The organism is Aliarcobacter vitoriensis, from assembly GCF_003316695.1.
GTDB lineage: Bacteria > Campylobacterota > Campylobacteria > Campylobacterales > Arcobacteraceae > Aliarcobacter > Aliarcobacter vitoriensis.
In genome coordinates, this window is sequence record NZ_PDKB01000002.1 from 129,405 (window position 1) to 146,146 (window position 16,742).

Annotated in this window: 19 protein-coding genes; 5 read left to right on the forward strand and 14 right to left on the reverse strand. The window is 25.8% G+C overall.

Annotated elements, in window-relative coordinates:
• Positions 1 to 71: 71 nt before the first annotated feature.
• Genes CRU91_RS01600 through CRU91_RS01625 form a run of 6 tightly spaced genes read right to left on the reverse strand, consistent with a single transcriptional unit; the run spans position 72 to position 5,333 of the window.
• Entirely contained in the window at positions 72 to 1,031 is a 960-nt protein-coding gene (locus tag CRU91_RS01600) for a FecCD family ABC transporter permease (protein WP_113892693.1), read from the reverse strand.
• Positions 1,028 to 1,726 carry an ATP-binding cassette domain-containing protein gene (locus tag CRU91_RS01605; RefSeq protein WP_113892694.1) on the reverse strand — a complete coding sequence of 233 codons (699 nt, stop codon included), beginning with the start codon at positions 1,724 to 1,726 and terminating at the stop codon, positions 1,028 to 1,030. The genes CRU91_RS01600 and CRU91_RS01605 overlap by 4 nt, the downstream gene beginning before the upstream one ends.
• Positions 1,701 to 2,534: an ABC transporter substrate-binding protein gene (locus CRU91_RS01610; RefSeq protein WP_113892695.1), complete on the reverse strand. Its 834-nt coding sequence runs from the start codon at positions 2,532 to 2,534 to the stop codon at positions 1,701 to 1,703. Before CRU91_RS01610 ends, CRU91_RS01605 begins: the two co-directional genes overlap by 26 nt.
• Position 2,535: 1 nt before the next feature.
• Complete coding sequence (locus CRU91_RS01615; protein ID WP_113892696.1) at positions 2,536 to 4,362, reverse strand: TonB-dependent receptor plug domain-containing protein; 1,827 nt, start codon at positions 4,360 to 4,362, stop codon at positions 2,536 to 2,538.
• 14 nt (positions 4,363 to 4,376) lie between these two features.
• Positions 4,377 to 4,559, reverse strand: coding sequence for a hypothetical protein (locus CRU91_RS01620; protein WP_113892713.1), 183 nt, complete (start codon positions 4,557 to 4,559; stop codon positions 4,377 to 4,379).
• Positions 4,560 to 4,586: 27 nt separating this feature from the next.
• Entirely contained in the window at positions 4,587 to 5,333 is a 747-nt protein-coding gene (locus tag CRU91_RS01625) for a sulfite exporter TauE/SafE family protein (protein WP_113892715.1), read from the reverse strand.
• Positions 5,334 to 5,637: 304 nt separating this feature from the next.
• On the opposite strand from CRU91_RS01625, the gene CRU91_RS01630 reads away from it, so the two are divergent.
• Entirely contained in the window at positions 5,638 to 6,264 is a 627-nt protein-coding gene (locus CRU91_RS01630; protein ID WP_113892717.1) for an HAD family hydrolase, read from the forward strand.
• On the opposite strand, the gene CRU91_RS01635 is transcribed toward CRU91_RS01630, so the two are convergent.
• Positions 6,257 to 6,931 (reverse strand): pseudouridine synthase, encoded by a 675-nt coding sequence (locus CRU91_RS01635; protein WP_113892719.1) that lies wholly within the window; start codon positions 6,929 to 6,931, stop codon positions 6,257 to 6,259. The genes CRU91_RS01630 and CRU91_RS01635 overlap by 8 nt on opposite strands.
• 51 nt (positions 6,932 to 6,982) lie before the next feature.
• Between CRU91_RS01635 and aat the strand changes: the two genes are divergently transcribed.
• Entirely contained in the window at positions 6,983 to 7,648 is a 666-nt protein-coding gene (gene aat / locus CRU91_RS01640; RefSeq protein WP_113892721.1) for a leucyl/phenylalanyl-tRNA--protein transferase, read from the forward strand.
• Here the strand turns inward: aat and CRU91_RS01645 are convergent.
• Positions 7,645 to 8,004: a DCC1-like thiol-disulfide oxidoreductase family protein gene (locus CRU91_RS01645; RefSeq protein WP_113892723.1), complete on the reverse strand. Its 360-nt coding sequence runs from the start codon at positions 8,002 to 8,004 to the stop codon at positions 7,645 to 7,647. The two genes, aat and CRU91_RS01645, sit on opposite strands and share 4 nt — an antisense overlap.
• A 58-nt stretch (positions 8,005 to 8,062) precedes the next feature.
• Here CRU91_RS01645 and CRU91_RS01650 point away from each other — a divergent pair, with 58 nt between their 5' ends.
• On the forward strand, positions 8,063 to 8,596 hold the full coding sequence (locus CRU91_RS01650) for a tetratricopeptide repeat protein (protein WP_113892725.1): 534 nt from the start codon (positions 8,063 to 8,065) through the stop codon (positions 8,594 to 8,596).
• Positions 8,597 to 8,664: 68 nt separating this feature from the next.
• On the opposite strand, the gene CRU91_RS01655 is transcribed toward CRU91_RS01650, so the two are convergent.
• Positions 8,665 to 9,108: an NfeD family protein gene (locus CRU91_RS01655; RefSeq protein ID WP_113892727.1), complete on the reverse strand. Its 444-nt coding sequence runs from the start codon at positions 9,106 to 9,108 to the stop codon at positions 8,665 to 8,667.
• Entirely contained in the window at positions 9,086 to 10,015 is a 930-nt protein-coding gene (locus tag CRU91_RS01660) for an SPFH domain-containing protein (protein WP_113892730.1), read from the reverse strand. The genes CRU91_RS01655 and CRU91_RS01660 overlap by 23 nt, the downstream gene beginning before the upstream one ends.
• Before the next feature lie 127 nt (positions 10,016 to 10,142).
• Between CRU91_RS01660 and CRU91_RS01665 the strand changes: the two genes are divergently transcribed.
• Positions 10,143 to 12,110 carry a TonB-dependent receptor gene (locus CRU91_RS01665; RefSeq protein ID WP_113892732.1) on the forward strand — a complete coding sequence of 656 codons (1,968 nt, stop codon included), beginning with the start codon at positions 10,143 to 10,145 and terminating at the stop codon, positions 12,108 to 12,110.
• Positions 12,111 to 12,229: 119 nt separating this feature from the next.
• Positions 12,230 to 14,371, forward strand: coding sequence for a TonB-dependent copper receptor (locus tag CRU91_RS01670; protein WP_113892734.1), 2,142 nt, complete (start codon positions 12,230 to 12,232; stop codon positions 14,369 to 14,371).
• A 77-nt stretch (positions 14,372 to 14,448) separates the two neighbouring features.
• Here CRU91_RS01670 and CRU91_RS01675 read toward each other — a convergent pair whose 3' ends face one another.
• The 4 genes from CRU91_RS01675 to CRU91_RS01690 are packed head-to-tail and all read right to left on the reverse strand — an operon-like array spanning position 14,449 to position 16,687.
• Positions 14,449 to 15,297, reverse strand: coding sequence for a sensor histidine kinase (locus CRU91_RS01675; protein WP_113892832.1), 849 nt, complete (start codon positions 15,295 to 15,297; stop codon positions 14,449 to 14,451).
• Positions 15,287 to 15,949 (reverse strand): response regulator transcription factor, encoded by a 663-nt coding sequence (locus CRU91_RS01680; protein ID WP_113892736.1) that lies wholly within the window; start codon positions 15,947 to 15,949, stop codon positions 15,287 to 15,289. The genes CRU91_RS01675 and CRU91_RS01680 overlap by 11 nt, the downstream gene beginning before the upstream one ends.
• Positions 15,942 to 16,316 (reverse strand): hypothetical protein, encoded by a 375-nt coding sequence (locus tag CRU91_RS01685; protein ID WP_113892738.1) that lies wholly within the window; start codon positions 16,314 to 16,316, stop codon positions 15,942 to 15,944. The genes CRU91_RS01680 and CRU91_RS01685 overlap by 8 nt, the downstream gene beginning before the upstream one ends.
• Positions 16,313 to 16,687 (reverse strand): hypothetical protein, encoded by a 375-nt coding sequence (locus CRU91_RS01690; protein ID WP_113892741.1) that lies wholly within the window; start codon positions 16,685 to 16,687, stop codon positions 16,313 to 16,315. The genes CRU91_RS01685 and CRU91_RS01690 overlap by 4 nt, the downstream gene beginning before the upstream one ends.
• Between the last annotated feature and the right edge of the window lie 55 nt (positions 16,688 to 16,742).

Sequence of the window (16,742 nt, forward strand, 5' to 3'; positions counted from 1 at the left end):
ATAAAATATTAAAATAATATTAAAAATTTAAATTAATTTTTTATTTAAGAATTCAATTCTTTGTAAGAAAATTATCTTTTTTTATTCTTTTTTATTAAAAGATAAACAAAAAATGGAGCACCAATAAAAGCTGTAACAACACCAATTGGTAATGTTGAATCTGTATTTAAGTTTCTTGAAATTAAATCACAAAAGAGTAAAAATATTCCACCAAAAAAGAAAGTAGGAAAGAATAGTTTTTCTGCACTTTGTTTATAAATTATTTTTACAATATGTGGAATAACAAGACCAATAAAACCTATTGGTCCTACAAAACTTATAGTTATTCCAATACATAAAGATACAAAAATCAATATTAATAAGTTCGTTTTATCAACATTTAGACCTTTCAAAAATGCAGTTTCATTTGAAATAAGTATCAATTTTATACTTTTTTGGAAATATTTGATAAAAATTAAAAAAACAAATGCAACAAACATCACAATAAAACTATCTTTAAATCCAACTATATCTAAGCTTCCTAGAGTAAACCTAACTATTGAGTAATTTTCTTGTAAATTACTCATATAAAAAATCATCATCAAAGCCGAACCATAAAAATATGATAAAGCAATTCCAATCAGTAAAATAGAGTTTGTAGAACTTGATATTATATTATTGTTTAATATTTTTGAGATAAAAAATAGAATTATTATTGTAAAAAGTGAACCAAAAATAGAACCTAAAAGCAATGGTAAAAATGGTAAAAAAACTATTGTAAAAGCAGTAAAAAGAGTAGTTCCACTAGCTATTCCTAAAGTATATGGAGTAATAAGTTCATTTTTAAAAATTGATTGAAAAACAAGCCCACCCAAAGCTAAAATTCCTCCAACAAAAAAGGCTAAAATTACTCTTGGAACTCTTAATTCCCAAAATATAATATTTTCTTTGTGTGTAAAATCAACTATATTTTGAATATTTAGAGGAATTTCACCCATAAATGGAGATATAAAGATTAAAATTATAGAGAAAATATATAATAGAATTTTCATAAATCCACCACCAAGTGATTTTGCAATTTTTTTATAGTTTTATTGTAAAATTTTTCTAAATTTTTATCATTAAAAAACTCTTCGTTATCACCAAAAAACTCAATTTTTCCCTCTTTTAAAAACAGAACTTTATATTTGAGTGCAAAAGCAAAATCAAGATTGTGGGTTATGATAATTTTTTGATTTAACAAATCAGATTTAAGAAGTAAAAAAATATCTTTTATCCTACTTATATCTAAATTTGCTGTTAATTCATCAAAAATTGTAATTTTTGCATTATGTAATATAGAACTAGCCATTAGCAAAAGCTGTTTTTCTCCAGAACTTAAGTTTTTACAAGATTTTTGTGAAAATTTATCTAATTTTAATATATTTAAGACTTCATTTAACTTTTTTTCATCAAAATCTTTAATAAAAGAGCTTTGTAAAAACTCTAAGACTGTCATAAATTCATCAAAAATCTCAAACTTTGGTGGTATATAATTTATATATTCAGCTCTTTTACTATTTGAAATTTTTGATAAACTCTTTTGAAATAGTTTTACATTGTTATTTGGTATTAAATTTGATAAAACTTTTGCTAAAGTTGATTTTCCAGCTCCATTTTCTCCTAGAATTAGTAAATTCTCACCATTTTCTAGACAAAATGATATATTTTTTAATATAAAATTATTGTAGTTTTTTATCTCTAACATCTTCTAATATCTTCTTAAAATCTTTTATAAAATACTCTACTCTATGGCTTGGGATACCTGCATATTCCTTTGAAATAGAATATATATTTTTATTTTTACTTGCATTAATGGGTAAAGTTTCCCAAAGCTTTATTATTTTTGCTTCTTCATCTTTTTTATCTTCTAAAAATGGTGCTAATAAAACTATTATATCTGGATTTAGTTTTATTATCTTCTCTGTATTTAAAACAGGTTGTGCTTTTGAATTTGAAAAATATGCATTTTTATTGTGACTATTTTTTATGATATCTTCAAAATACACATAATTTCCAGCTACATAAATCTGATTTGATAGAGTGTTTTGTGGGCTTATTACGATTAAGATTTTTTGATTAGTTACTATGTTTTCTAAAGATTTTAAAGAATCATTTATTTTTTGATTTAACTCTTTTGCTTTTTTTGTTTCTTCAAAAACTTCTCCTAGATTTGTAATAGTATATTGTATATCTTTCATAGTTTTTGTAGTATATACTTTAGTGTCAAAGCCTAATTTTCTTAAATTCGAGTTTAACTTTTCATCAAAATCGTGAGTTATTATAATATCTGGATTTAATAAAACTATTTTTTCTAGTGAAACATTACCATATCCACCAACTTTTTGTATATTTTTTGATTCTAGTGGATAATCACAAAACTCTGTATTTGCCACTACTTTATGCCCTAGATTTAGGGCATAAACTATCTCATTTACTGATGGACTTAAAGTTATAATTCTCTCATAAGAGAGTAATGACGTACAAAATAAAAAAGATATAAGTAGCTTTTTCATACTAGAAACTAGCCTTTAATCCAATATAAGCTGCTCTTTGGCTTGTTGAATAACCATCAACAATTTGGTAATCTTTGTTAAAAATATTATCAAGTTTTACATAAGTCGAGAAATTTTTGCTAATATCATAATCAACGACTGCATTCCAAATTGTGTAGTTTCCAGTCTTTGCACCTTGTTTATTATTAAAGTCATATCTTTCTCCAATATATTCACCATTTATATTAAAATGAAAATCTTTTAAACCATAATAATCAACTCCAAAACCAACTTTATTTTTTGGTCTTCTTCCAAACTCTTGTTCATCTTTATTTTTTGCACTAAGTCTTGTATAGTTTAAATTAAGGAAAATATCTTCTGTAATAGAGTTTTTATATGCAAGTTCAATACCTTTAAATCTACTCTTTCCTTCTATATTCTTATTTTTCCCATCATATGATCCTGGTCCTGTCCATTCCCAATTTATTAAATTCTCTATTTTTGAATTAAAATAAGTTGCAGAAAAACCTTTATATTCAACTCCAACATCATAAGATTTTGTTTTTTCTGGTTTTAAATTTATATTTCCACTAGAAGCATCGTACAATTCAAAAGTACTTGGAATATTATATCCAGTTCCATAGTTTGCACTAATATTTAAATCATCAATAATATATTGTTTAACTCCAACTTTTCCTGTTGTTTTATTTTCAAAATCGCTATATTTATCATATCTTAAAGATTGAGTGAATATTGTTTTATTATCAAAAAATTTATTTGTATTTGAGATAAAAATTCCTTTATTGTCATAATTTTTATCTATATTTGCTTTATTTTCAAACTTTTTATAATCAGCACCTAAAACAAGATTTGAATAGTTATCTAAATAATCTATACTTGTATTTACTCCATACTCTTTTATAGTACCTTTATATTTAGGAGTATTACTTGTATATTCTCTTTTAATATCTGTATAGTTCGCATATACTTTTGTAAGAGCAATATCATTTTTATTTTCATAAGTAAGATTTGCTAAATGAGTTTTTGTTTTTGCTTTATCTGTATTATTTGGATCTGGATTATAAAAAGAATCATTTCCATCAATATCTGTTTTTGTATCAATTATTTCATAAGAAATTGATAATCTATTATTTTCATTAAAATGATAACCCAATTTTATATTGGCAGTTGTATTTTCATAGCCATCTTTTTCATACTTTTTAGCTTCGCTACTTTTGGGTGACATTGCTGAAAAACCATTTGTATCAACTCTTGTTACACCTAATTTTGCATCAAAATTCTTATTTTTATGCGAAATATTTGCTTTTGCTATTGTTGTATCATATCTTCCATACTCAATATTAGCACTTCCATATGTTCCATCTTTTGCACTTTTTGTAATAATATTTATAACTCCAGCACTTGCATCTGCTCCCCAAATACTACTTTGAGCACCTTTTATAACTTCAATTCTTTCAATATCATTTATCATTAAATGTTCGAAGTTTGCTCCATTTCCACTTGGGTCATTGTATCTTATACCATCAACTAAAACTAAAGTTTTTTTAGAATCCATTCCTCTTAAAAAAACTGATGTTTGTTGCCCTATTCCACCACTTTGTGATACTTGAACACCTGCAATAGTTTGTAAAGCTTCAGCAACTGTTTTAAATTTTCTAGCCTCAATATCTTCTGATGTTATAACATCAACATTAGAAGTAATATCTTTTAATTTTTGCTCTGATTTTGTAGCACTTGTAACAGTTATTGTTTCTAAAGTGTCTGTTGAGTAAAGATTTGTTGCTATAAGTAGCCCAGCAACCAAGCTTGTAGACATTTTGTTTTTCATTTTTCTTCCTATTTTTATATATTGTTTGTTGAATAAAGTTTTATTGGTTTTAGTTGTTTTTCTAATAACTCTTTAGTTATTTTTGGTATTTTAGACAAAACCGAGTCTATTTTACAGCAACTACTTAAGAGTTTTCTACTTACAGTTGCAAATAAAATCCCAAAAAAACTAAAATATTTTTTTGTATTCTTAACCATTTTTTCCTCCTTTATAAAATTTTTATATTAATGATGTTGTATATTGTGATTTTTATCTTCACTTATATTCATATGATTAATCATTGTAGAATCTGGATTTACAATAAATATAAATCCCTTATACATAGTAAAAAGTCCAAAAACTATTACTAAAATAGAAGCTAGTTTCATAAAAATATTTCTTAAATTTGATTGTTTAAAAATTCCTACAAAAAATCCTAATACAAATAGTGCAGGAATAGTACAAAGCCCAAATATAAACATTATAAAAGCACCTTGTAAAGCACTAGCCGTACTAGCAGCCATTATTGCAAAAACATATACAAATCCACATGGTAAAAATCCATTCAATATTCCTACAAAATAAAAACTAAAAAATGAATCACTAGATATTACTTTTCTAAATATTTTTTGATAAGTTACAGATTTTGAAAAAGAGTGTTCGATTTTTGTCAAGAATTTTAATTTTCCTAAAAGAGAAAATCCTACAATGACAAGTAAAATTCCTGTTAAAAAAAATAAAAAACCTTTTGTTATAGAAGAAAAAGCTACAATTGAACCTAAAAATCCAAAAATAGCACCTAAAAAACTATAAGATGTAACTCTTCCAAATCCATACATTAAATGTGCAATAATTTGTCTTACTTTTGTATAATCATCTTTTATTTTAGAGCTTGAATATGCTACTACTATTCCACCACACATTCCAATACAATGTCCGAAAGAACCTAAAAGTGCAATGCCAATAATAGATATTAAGCTAAATGTTTCCATATATAAGCCCTTAGAAATTTAAAAATAATCTGTGATTATATAGATTTTGGCATAAAAAAAGGCTTTACAGAGGGAAAACTGTAAAGCCCGATATATTATTCAATTCATTTCAAAAAAAGTATAGGATACTAAAAAACATTGTATTTAGTAGTAGGAGGATTCAATACAAATATCCTATGAAAGAATTATAATACCTCTAATATTAAAATAAGATAAAATTTGTCCTATTTTGAAAAAAATGTTTTAACTTTCTGTTTATCATATAAATATTATAATGTTTTATTAAATATTTTAGGAAAATTTTATGAAGTTAATAATTTTTGATATGGATGGAACACTTTTAGATAGTGGTTATTCTATTGCTAATACAGTGAATTATGTAAGAGAAAATTTGGGGTTTGAACCAATGCATAAAAATTATATTTTAGAAAATGTAAATGATCCAAACATAAATAGTGCAGAATTTTTTTATGGAACAAAAGAGTTTACAAAACATCAAGAAGAGCTTTTTAAAGATTATTATAACAAAAACTGTTTGACTGATTTAGTATTATATGACGGAATTAAAAATCTTTTAGACAATCTAAAAGGTGAGTTTAAATTTGCAGTTGCTACAAATGCAAATTCAGTTTATGCAAATAAAATGCTAAATCATCTTGAAATAAATCACTATTTTTCATCTATTTTGGGTTACAACGATGTAGAAAAACCAAAACCAAATCCAGATATGATAAATAAAATTTTAGATATACATAATATCAAAAAAGAAAATGCACAGTTGGTTGGTGATTCAAAAAAAGATATTATGGCTGCAAACAATGCTGGAGTTGATTCTATACTAGTAAATTGGGGATTTTCTAATTATGTAGATGAAGCTATTGAAACAGTTTATGAACTAGAAAATAGAATAAAAGCTAAATTTTTTAAATAGAAATTAGCTTGTATTCACCCTCTTTTAAATCATCAACTTTAAAATCATAAAAACTTACCCTATGTAGCTTTAAAACTTTATTTCCTACATAAGCAAACATTCTTTTTACTTGATGATATTTACCTTCTACTATTTCTAATCTTGCTAAATTTGGATTTACAATATCTAATTTTGCTGGTTTAAGTGCTTTTTCTTCACCTTTTAAAATCATCTCTCCACTTGAAAATATATCTATAATATCTTGAGTTAAAGGTTTTTCTAAATTTGCTTCATATATTTTTGGAACACTATTTTTAGGGCTTGATAGTTTATGATTTAATTCTCCATCATCGGTTAATAAAATAGCTCCTGTTGTATCAATATCCAATCTTCCAATAGTTGATATTTTTGGGTTTCTGTTTTGCCATCTTTGTGGTAAAAGTGAATATATCAATTTTCCAGCATCATTATGAGAACAAATATATCCATCTGGTTTATGAAGTAAAATAAGCAATTTTTCATCATCTAATTTTTCACCATTTACACTGATTTCACTATGATTTGCTTTTATTGAAGTATTAAAAACCCTACTTTGGTTTATACAAACATCATTCATTTTTAAAAACTTTTTTGCTTCACTTCTTGAACAATAACCCAAACTTGATAAATATGCATCTATTCTTTTCATAACTTTTCCTTTAAAATTTGGATATTAGCATTATTGATATAAAATACAAATATGAAACTACTAGATAAAAAACATAAAATTTGGCTTTTAGATGAAAATAACTTTGATTTTCCAACTTTAGATATGATGAATGATGATTTAGTTGCTATTGGTGGAGATTTTCATCCTCAAAGAGTTATAAATGCTTATGAAAATGGCTTATTCCCTTGGTTTATAGATGATTATGGATATATAAACTGGTATAGCCCAAATAAAAGAATGGTTCTATATCCAAATGATATGAAAGTGTCGAAAAGTCTTAAAAAGTCGATACTAAATAAAGGTTTTGTAGTAAAATCAAATGAAAATTTTGAAAAAGTTATAAACTATTGTGCTAAAGTAAAAAGAAAGCATGAAGATACTTCTTGGATAGATGATAACTTTATTAAAACCTATACAAACTTACATAAACTAGGTATTGCTTTCTCAATTGAAACATATTTAGATAATGAACTTGTAGGTGGACTTTATGGACTTTTGATAAATGATATATTTTGTGGTGAAAGTATGTTTTCTCTTGTAAGTGATGCTTCAAAAGTAGCTTTTTATCATCTTTGCCAACAAGCGCAACAAAATGGTATAAAAATGATAGATTGTCAAGTTTATAATCCTCATTTAAAAAGTCTTGGAGCTTATGAGATAAGTCGTAAAGAGTATTTTAAGATTTTAAAATCTTAAATATTTGATTTTTTACCGATTAAAATAAGTGATATTTTTCTCAATAAAAATAGTATTTTATATAATATTTTTGAAAAAATATTGTCATATTTGAAGAAAAAATGCAATTTTCCTAAAATTGTATTTTTATTTACGATACTATTTATAAATTCTAAAGCTTTTGAACCTTGATACACTTTATCGTTAGAAATCACTATAAATCCATCATTTATATCAAAATTTGTATCATTTCTTTCTTCTCTTGCATTTTTTAATATAAGTTCATATTTATCTTTTAATTTCAAAAAATTTACATAATTGTCACAAAATGGGCAGTCTTTATCATAATATATAACTATTTTATCTTTTTTTATCATTATAATCTTTCAAATTTTATTGTATAATCCCAGCAAAATCTCAACAAAAAGGATATTTATGAAAAAAATTATAGCATTTGTGTTATTAATCAGTTTAAATATTTTTGCTAATGATATTGATAAAGCTGATGAAGCTTATGAAAAGCAAGATTATAAAACAGCTATTGAATACTACATAAAAGCGACAAATAGTACAGATTTGGTTACAAAACTTGATGCAATGAATCAATTAGGATTTATATACGATAATGTACAAGTTCACCAAGGTATAACTCCAAATTTAAAATTAGCTTATGAATGGTATAAAAAATGTGCCGATTTAGATGATGCACAATGCCAATTTAACATAGGTAGTATGTATGATGAAGGTCATGGAGTCGAACAAAACTATTCAATAGCAATGAATTGGTATTTAAAAGCAGCTGAACAAGATTTTATTGATGCACTTTATAATATAGGTTTAGTGTATGAAGTAGGAAAAGGAACTAGAAAAGATATTCCTGAAGCTATAAAATGGTACTCAAAAGCTGCAGCTTTAGGTGATGTTGAATCTGCACAACTGGTAAATGATTTAAAAGCTACTTTAAAATAAAAAATATTAAAAAAAATAGTATCAAACTTTAAGTTATTAATCAAAATAGTGGATTATAAATCCACTATTTATGATATCTTTTCTATAAAAGCAAAATTATTCTTTACTTTTAAAACTTTTATTTTTTCTCCATCTTTCAAAGTTTTATCATCAAAATTTGGTTCAAGTTCCCAAAATGTACCTTTGAAAAATATCTTTCCTTGCTTAAACTCTCCAAAACCACTCTCATCAAAAAAATTGTCTTTTACTTCTCTTTGTGACTTTGAAAATCTAGCTAAAAGTTTTTTTCTAAATAAAAATAGAAAAATCAAAGACAAAATAGAAACTAATGCTATTTGCCAAATAGCACTTTCAAATGGATAAAAAAAGCTTAAAATTCCAACTATTATAAATCCTAAACCAAACCAGATAACTACAAAAGAGTATAAAAATATCTCTAAAGTGATTAAAGCAATAGCTATTGCAAAAAGTATATAAAAGTCAAATGCACTAAGAGTTATTAGTGTTTGCATTGCTTATTCCTTTGAAAAATGAATCTCCTAAAACAGATGTTGAACCAATCATAGAAGTTACATCATAAGGCAAAATCATCTTATCTGTTGAGTTACTTTCAGCCAAAGCTTTAAATGCAGCAACTCTATCTTTTGCCAATAAAAATTCTGCTGCTTTTTCATTTTCACTCATTGATATATTTATCAATCTCATAGCTTCTTGCTGACCAGCTGCCACTTTTTCTTGCTCATATTTTTTTGCATCTGCCATTCTTTCTATTGCTTCTGCTTTTAAAATTTCACTTTGTTTATATGCTTCTGCTTCTCTTATTTGTGCTTCTTTTTGTGCTTCGGCTCTTGTTTGAATAGCTCTTTTTTCTCTTTCAGCTTCCATTTGCATATTCATAGCCTTTTCAATCGATGGAGGAACTGAAATATCAGCTATTTCAACTCTTGTTACTTTTATTCCCCAGTTTGATGCTGCACTTCCTAGTTCTGTTTGAAGTTTTGCATTTAATGTTTCTCTATTTGACAAAGTATCATCTAAATCCATTCCACCAATTTCTGCTCTTAAAGTTGTCATAGCAAGATTTGCAATTGCATGTTTAAAGTTCATAACATTGTAAGTTGCCTGAACAGCATCATCAACTTTACAAAAAACTATTCCATCAATAGATATATTTACATTATCTTTTGTAATAACGGATTGTCTTTCTATATCTACAAGTTGTTCTCTTGAAGTCAATGTTATTCTTACTTTATCTACAACAGGGATTATCAGGTGAAATCCACCGTGTAAAACCTTGTGAAATTTTCCAAGTCTTTCAACAACATATAAATCTGCTTGAGATACTATTTTTACACCTTTTGATATTATTACTATCGCAAAAAATATTATTGTAATAGCAAATATTATGCTCTCTTCCATTTTTAGCCCTTTTTTATAAATTTATATATTATAGTTTACTAAGAATTAAAAATAGTTTTTATTATAAATTTATAGATAATTAACACTTATTTGAAATAATTTTACAAATTTCAAAAAAAGGAAAATTATGAAACAAAAATTATGTTATTCAATAATACTTTGTGGGTCTTTGTTTGCAAATGAAACTACAACTTTAAACACTGTGAGTGTAGTTGAAAAGTCAAATTCAAAGCTTATAAAAGATATTAGCAATGAAGAGTTAAAAAGTGCAGATTTATCAGAAGCTTTGATGAAAAGTTCTCCAAATATTTCAATTGTAAGAAGAAATGGTATAGCAAATGATATTATTTTAAGAGGTCAAAAAAAAGATAATATCAATATTTTAATAGATGGTGCAAAAATATATGGAGCATGTCCAAATAGAATGGATCCTCCAACTTCTCATATTGTTACAAACAATATAGATAGTGTAAAAATAATTGAAGGTCCTTATGATGTTGAAAATTTTGGAACTTTGAGTGGATTAGTGCAAGTTAAAACTATTGAACCAAAAGAGGGAATAAATGGTGAAATAAATCTAAATGCTGGAAGTTTTGGGTACAAAAAAGCAAGTGCAACTGTTAGTGGTGGTAATGATTTTGTAAAAGCTTTGATTTCGGCTTCTATTGAAAAAAGTAAAGCATATAAAGATGGAAATGGTGATAATTTTTTAGAACAACAGATAAAAAAAGGTGTACCAACGGCTAATCAATATAGAGATGGAGATATTGATGCTTTTGAGAAAAAAAGTGTTTTATCAAAACTTCAATTTAATCTAACAGATAATCAAGATTTAAAACTATCATATACAGCAAATAGAAGTGATGGTATATTATATCCAGCAGGACCAATGGATGCAGATTATGACGATAGCGATATTTATACTCTTGGATATACTATTAGAGATTTAGGGTTATTTTCAAAAGAGCTTAATTTAGATTATTACTACTCAAAAGTTGATCATCCTATGAGTGGACAATTAAGAAATGGGACAGCAATGCCAACTTATATGACAAACCACTTAAAAACTTCAATTTGGGGAGCAACAGTTAAAAACTCTTTGGAAGTTGCAAATACTTTACTAACTTTTGGACTTGATACAAGTAAAAGAAATTGGGAAGGAGGAATGTACTCTACAAATAGGAACACTGGTGTAATTACTCCAAATCCAACTATGAATAAAATGTATGATACAGATACTACAAATAAAGCAATTTTTGTAAAAGCTGAAAAATCATTTGGAAATTTAGATATAGAATCAGGACTTAGATATGATTATACAGATATAGAAACTCAAAGACCAAACGTAGATGATAAAAAATTTGTAGCTTTAAATGGATATATTTTTGGTACATACAATATAAATGAACAAAACAAAATCTTTGCAGGTATTGGAAAATCTTCAAGAGTTCCAGATGCTAGAGAACTATATCAGCAAACTGCATCTTCAAACCCAAATTTAGATCAAACAAAAAACTATGAAATAGATTTTGGATATGAAGCAAATATTGGAAACTTAAATATAAAACCAAAGATTTTCTACTCAAAATTAAAAGATTATATTTACAATAGTAGCAAATTTGAAAATATTGATGCAAAAATATATGGAGCAGATATTAGTGGATATTACTACTTTACAGATGATTTTTCATTTGATTTTGGTCTTGCTTACTTAAAAGGTAAAAAAGATGGAAATTATAGTGGAAATGATAAAGATTTAGCAGAAATTCCACCACTAAAAGCAAATTTAGCTTTAAACTACCAATACCAACAAGCAAAATTTAAAGCAGAAGTTATAGCAGTTGATAAATGGAGTAAATTTGATGAAAGTGCCAAAGAACAAGAGTTAGCTGGATATGCTGTTGTGAATTTAAAATATTCTCAAGAGTTATTTAAAAATTTTGAATTAACTTTAGGAGTTGATAACTTGTTTGATAAAGTTTATAATTCAACAAATACTTACCAAGATATCACTTATGTTCAAGTTGGACAAGATAGAATATTATTCAATGACCCTGGTCGATATGGATATGTAAATTTAAAATATAGTTTTTAATAAGCTATATTTTAAATTATTATATTAATTAATAGAAAATATAAAAATAAATAATAAATTAACAGAAAATTAACATCTCTTTTCTAAAATAAATCAAATTTTTAGTAAAGGAATTTATTGTGAAAAAAAAGAGAATAGTTTTATGTCTAGCTTTATGTACAAGTTTACTCTTATCAGAAGAGACAACTACTGACAAAAAAGGAACTACCGTTTTAGAAAAAATAGAAGTTGTTTCTATTGTTGAATCTGACAATCCATTAAAAGTTATAACGGATCCTAAAAATCCAATTCAGCCAATTCCAGCTAGTGATGGAGCTGATTTTTTAAAAAACATTCCAGGTTTTTCTGTTAAAAGAAAAGGTGGAACAGATGGAGATCCAATATTTAGAGGAATGTCTGGTTCTAAACTTGGAATATTTTCTGATGGGCAAGAAGTATATGGAGGATGTGGAGGAAGAATGGATCCTCCTACTGCATATATTTTCCCTGAATCTTATGATAGTGTAGTTATTACAAAAGGTCCTCAAACTGTGTTAGCAGGTTCTGGTTTTTCAGCTGGTATAGTTCAATTTGAAAAAAAACCTAAATATTATTCTACACCTGATTATGATATATATTCTTCTTTTAAACAAGGAAGTTTTGGACGAAGTGACCAATTTATTGACATTAGTGGAGGAGGTCCTTTAGGATATGCTCAACTAATTGCAACTCGTTCTCATTCAAATAATTACAAAGATGGTAAAGGTAATATTGTAGATTCTGAATATACAAGATGGAATACAAGCCTTGCATTAGGATGGACACCAACAGATGATACTACAATTGAGATTTCAGGTTCAAAAGGTGATGGAGAAGCGAAATATGCCGATAGAACAATGGATGCTTCAAAATTACTTAGAGAAAATATTTCTTTAAAAGTAATAAAATATAATCTTGCAAAAAATATAAACAAAATTGAAATGCAAGTTTATAGAAACTATGTAGATCATATCATGGATAATTATTCATTAAGAGAAGCTCCTATTAGTCCTATGACAAATAAAAAAGCATATTCTGGAATGAATCCAGATAGAACAACAATTGGTGGAAATATAAAAGTTACTACAGAAATACCATCTCTTTTATTAACAAATGTATCTGGTATAGATTTTAAAGAAGATGAACACACAGCAAGAAGTTCTATGGGACAAGCATCTTCTTCTTTAGCAAATAGCGGTATGAGTTCTGCATCAAGACAAACTGACTTTGATTTTTCTCAAATTGGATTTTTTAATGAATCTACACTTGATATAAATGAAGATAATAGAATCATTGCTGGACTTAGATTAGATAAACATGAAGCAATTGATAAAAGAACAAAATTTGGAATGTTGATTTATAACAACCCAAATTATAATCAAAAAGATAAAGAAAATCTTATAAGTGGATTTTTAAGATATGAAAAAGATATCCCAAATTATGGTTTAAAAACATATATTGGATTTGGGCATTCTGAAAGATTTCCTGATTATTGGGAAAGAACAAAATATAACCTTGAAAGTATAAATAATTCAAATAAAGCAAATCCAAATGCAATAAATTCAATAGATATTCCAGAACCTGAAAAAACAAATCAAATTGATATTGGGGCTAGTTGGACAAATGGTGATTTAACAGCTTCAGCTTCTATGTTTTATAGTAAAGTTGATGACTATATTTTAAATAGATGGTTTGATAAAAATGGAAATACAATGACTGTTCCTTATATGATGGGGACAACATCATACACAACAGTATCTAATATAGATGCAACTATTTATGGAGGAGAATTAAGTGCAAGTTATCAAATAACAAGCGATTACAAAATTATAGGATCATTAACACATGTTATTGGGAAAAATGATACAGATGATAAACCTTTAGCACAACAACCACCACTAGAAGCCAAACTATCTGCTATTTATGACAATGGAGAATATTCAGCTGGTATACTTGCAAGATTTATCTCAAAACAAGATAGATATGACATTGGAGCAGGAAGTATAGTTATGAATGGAGTTGATAAAGGAGAAACTCCTGGTGCAGCAATTTTCTCTATAAATGGTGGGTATAAATATAATAAAAATGTTTCACTTTCTTTTGGAATAGACAATATTTTTGATACAGCCTATATGGAACATTTAAGTAATTCAGATATTTCAAGTGCTACAACTTTTATGGCTCAAGAAAGAATATATGAACCAGGTAGAAATATTTGGTTTGAACTAAAAACTAAGTTTTAAATTAAACTATCCAGTTAAAACTAATATTTTAGTTTTCTGGATAGATCTTTTTAGTTATTTAAATAATTTATCTATTTTTAATTTTTTATAATATTTTTTAAATTTAGTATGATGATATTTCCACTCTCTTTTGAGTTAATATTTATAGAGATTTTATACTTATCACAAAACTCTTTTACAACTGTTAGCCCTATTCCATAACCCTTATTCAAAGAATTTTCTTGAAAATATCGCTCAAAAACCAACATAATATTTTCAGGCAAGATAGCAACACCATCATTATAAACAGATAGAATTTCTCCTTTTTGCTCTATTTTTATATATGGTTTTTCTTTAGAATTGTATTTTATAGCATTTGATATCAAGTTATCTAACACTATTATAAAACCATAATAATCGCAATAAATAGTAGGATTTTCTATATGTATATCCAAAGTTATATTCTCAAGTTGTTCTTCAAATTTTTCAAGAGAATTTTTAAGTGCATCTTCAAAATAGAACTCTTCTAAATCAACTTTTTCTAACTCTTTTTTTAACTCATATTCCATATTGTTATACAATTTTATTAGATTTTCATTTGCTTGTTTTATTCGTTCAACTCTTTTTACATTTTTTTCATCTTTTAGATTTCTCAACAAATCTAAATTCAATTTTATAGTAGAAACAGGAATATTTAGTTCGTGAAGAGTATTTTTAATAGTTTGTTTAATCTTTTCTTCACTTTTAAAAATTGGCTCTAAAATCTCTTTGGATAATAGTAGAAAAAGTATAAGTTCAAATAATATAAAAAATAGATAAACCCATATATTTTGTGAAAATAACTCTATTTCAAGAATTAAAAAATAATACAAACCAAAAGTGATAGCTTGTGATATAAAAAAAACTAAAGATATTGAAATAAAAAAATATATTTTTTTAAAGTTCAAATTTATAACCAATAGATTTAATATTTTTTATACAATCTTTACAATCAAGTATTTTTTTTATTTTTGCTACATATACTCGAATAGAACCTTCACTATAATGTTCTGAAACATTCCAAAGTCTTTGGATAATCATCTCTTTTGTTACAATTTTGCCTTTATTTTCTAAAAATATTAAAAGTAACTCAACTATTTTTTGTGGTATTTCTAAATCTAATTCATCTTTATAAACTCTTTTTTCTATGGGGTCAATTTGAATATTATTTTTTAGTTTTATAACTTTTAAATTTTTACTAAATCTATTTACAATAGCTCTTATTTTAAAAAGAAGTTCATCTAAATCAACTGGTTTTTTTATATAGTCATCACAACCATTTATATACGCATCTTTAATTACATCTTTATCTTTATAGGAACTTATAAATATTGTAGGTGTCAAATCTTGGCTATCTCTTAAATCTTTTAAAAGTTCTATTCCATTTTGTCCAGGAAGATTTATATCAAACAAATATAAATCATAATTTTTTTCATAGTTAAAATCCAATGCTTCTTTTGCACTTCTTGCTAAATCAACAACATAATTCTGCTCTGTTAAGATATCTTCTAAAGTATTTGCAAAAAGTATATCATCTTCTAATACTAAAATATTAGGCATTTTCTTTCTCTTTCTTTTTACCTTTTTGTCTAGTTAATTTTGAATATTTTTGTTTGATTTTTTTTCTTTCTTTGATTTCCATTTGAACATCTAAAGAGTCTGTACTTTTTATTCCTTCTCTTTTTTCAATTGGAATTTTACCTTTTAATTTAGGATTTAATTTAAAAAATTCTTCTACATCTATGTCAAAAACTTCACCCTTGTTATGAAGTTCATCTTTCTTTGGATAACTTATAATATAACACTCGCTAAAATCATGCTCCACCCTTCCACCATAAGATATTGTTCTTAAAATATTAAACTTTTTTATAACAAAAAGCATAACAAAAATAGAGATTATTATGATGTAAGTATCAGTTGTATTCATTCCAACCCTTTACGCTTTTTTATATCATCAAATATCTGTTTATACTTAAAATTATCATCAAAAATTTTATCTTTATACTCAATAATAAAATCTAGTTTTTCTTGAGTAGTTTTATTTTGTGTTTCAACTCCAAATATTTTCATAAACATCCATAAAGGTACACCTTTTTTAGCTGAAATTTCATATTTTTCAAGTTCATTCCTAATACTTATATAACAGTAGTTATCATACCATTTTCCATTTAACTCTATTTTCCACATAGAGCCATCTCCAAAAGTTGCTTTATAATCATCATCTTTTTCTAAAATAAAATTAATAGTTGATAACTTTTCTTTTGCCAAATTTATCTCAATTTGATACTTTTTATACATAGTTTTATTGCTTTCTTAAAAAATATAATTTTACCTATAATTCTAACAAAATATT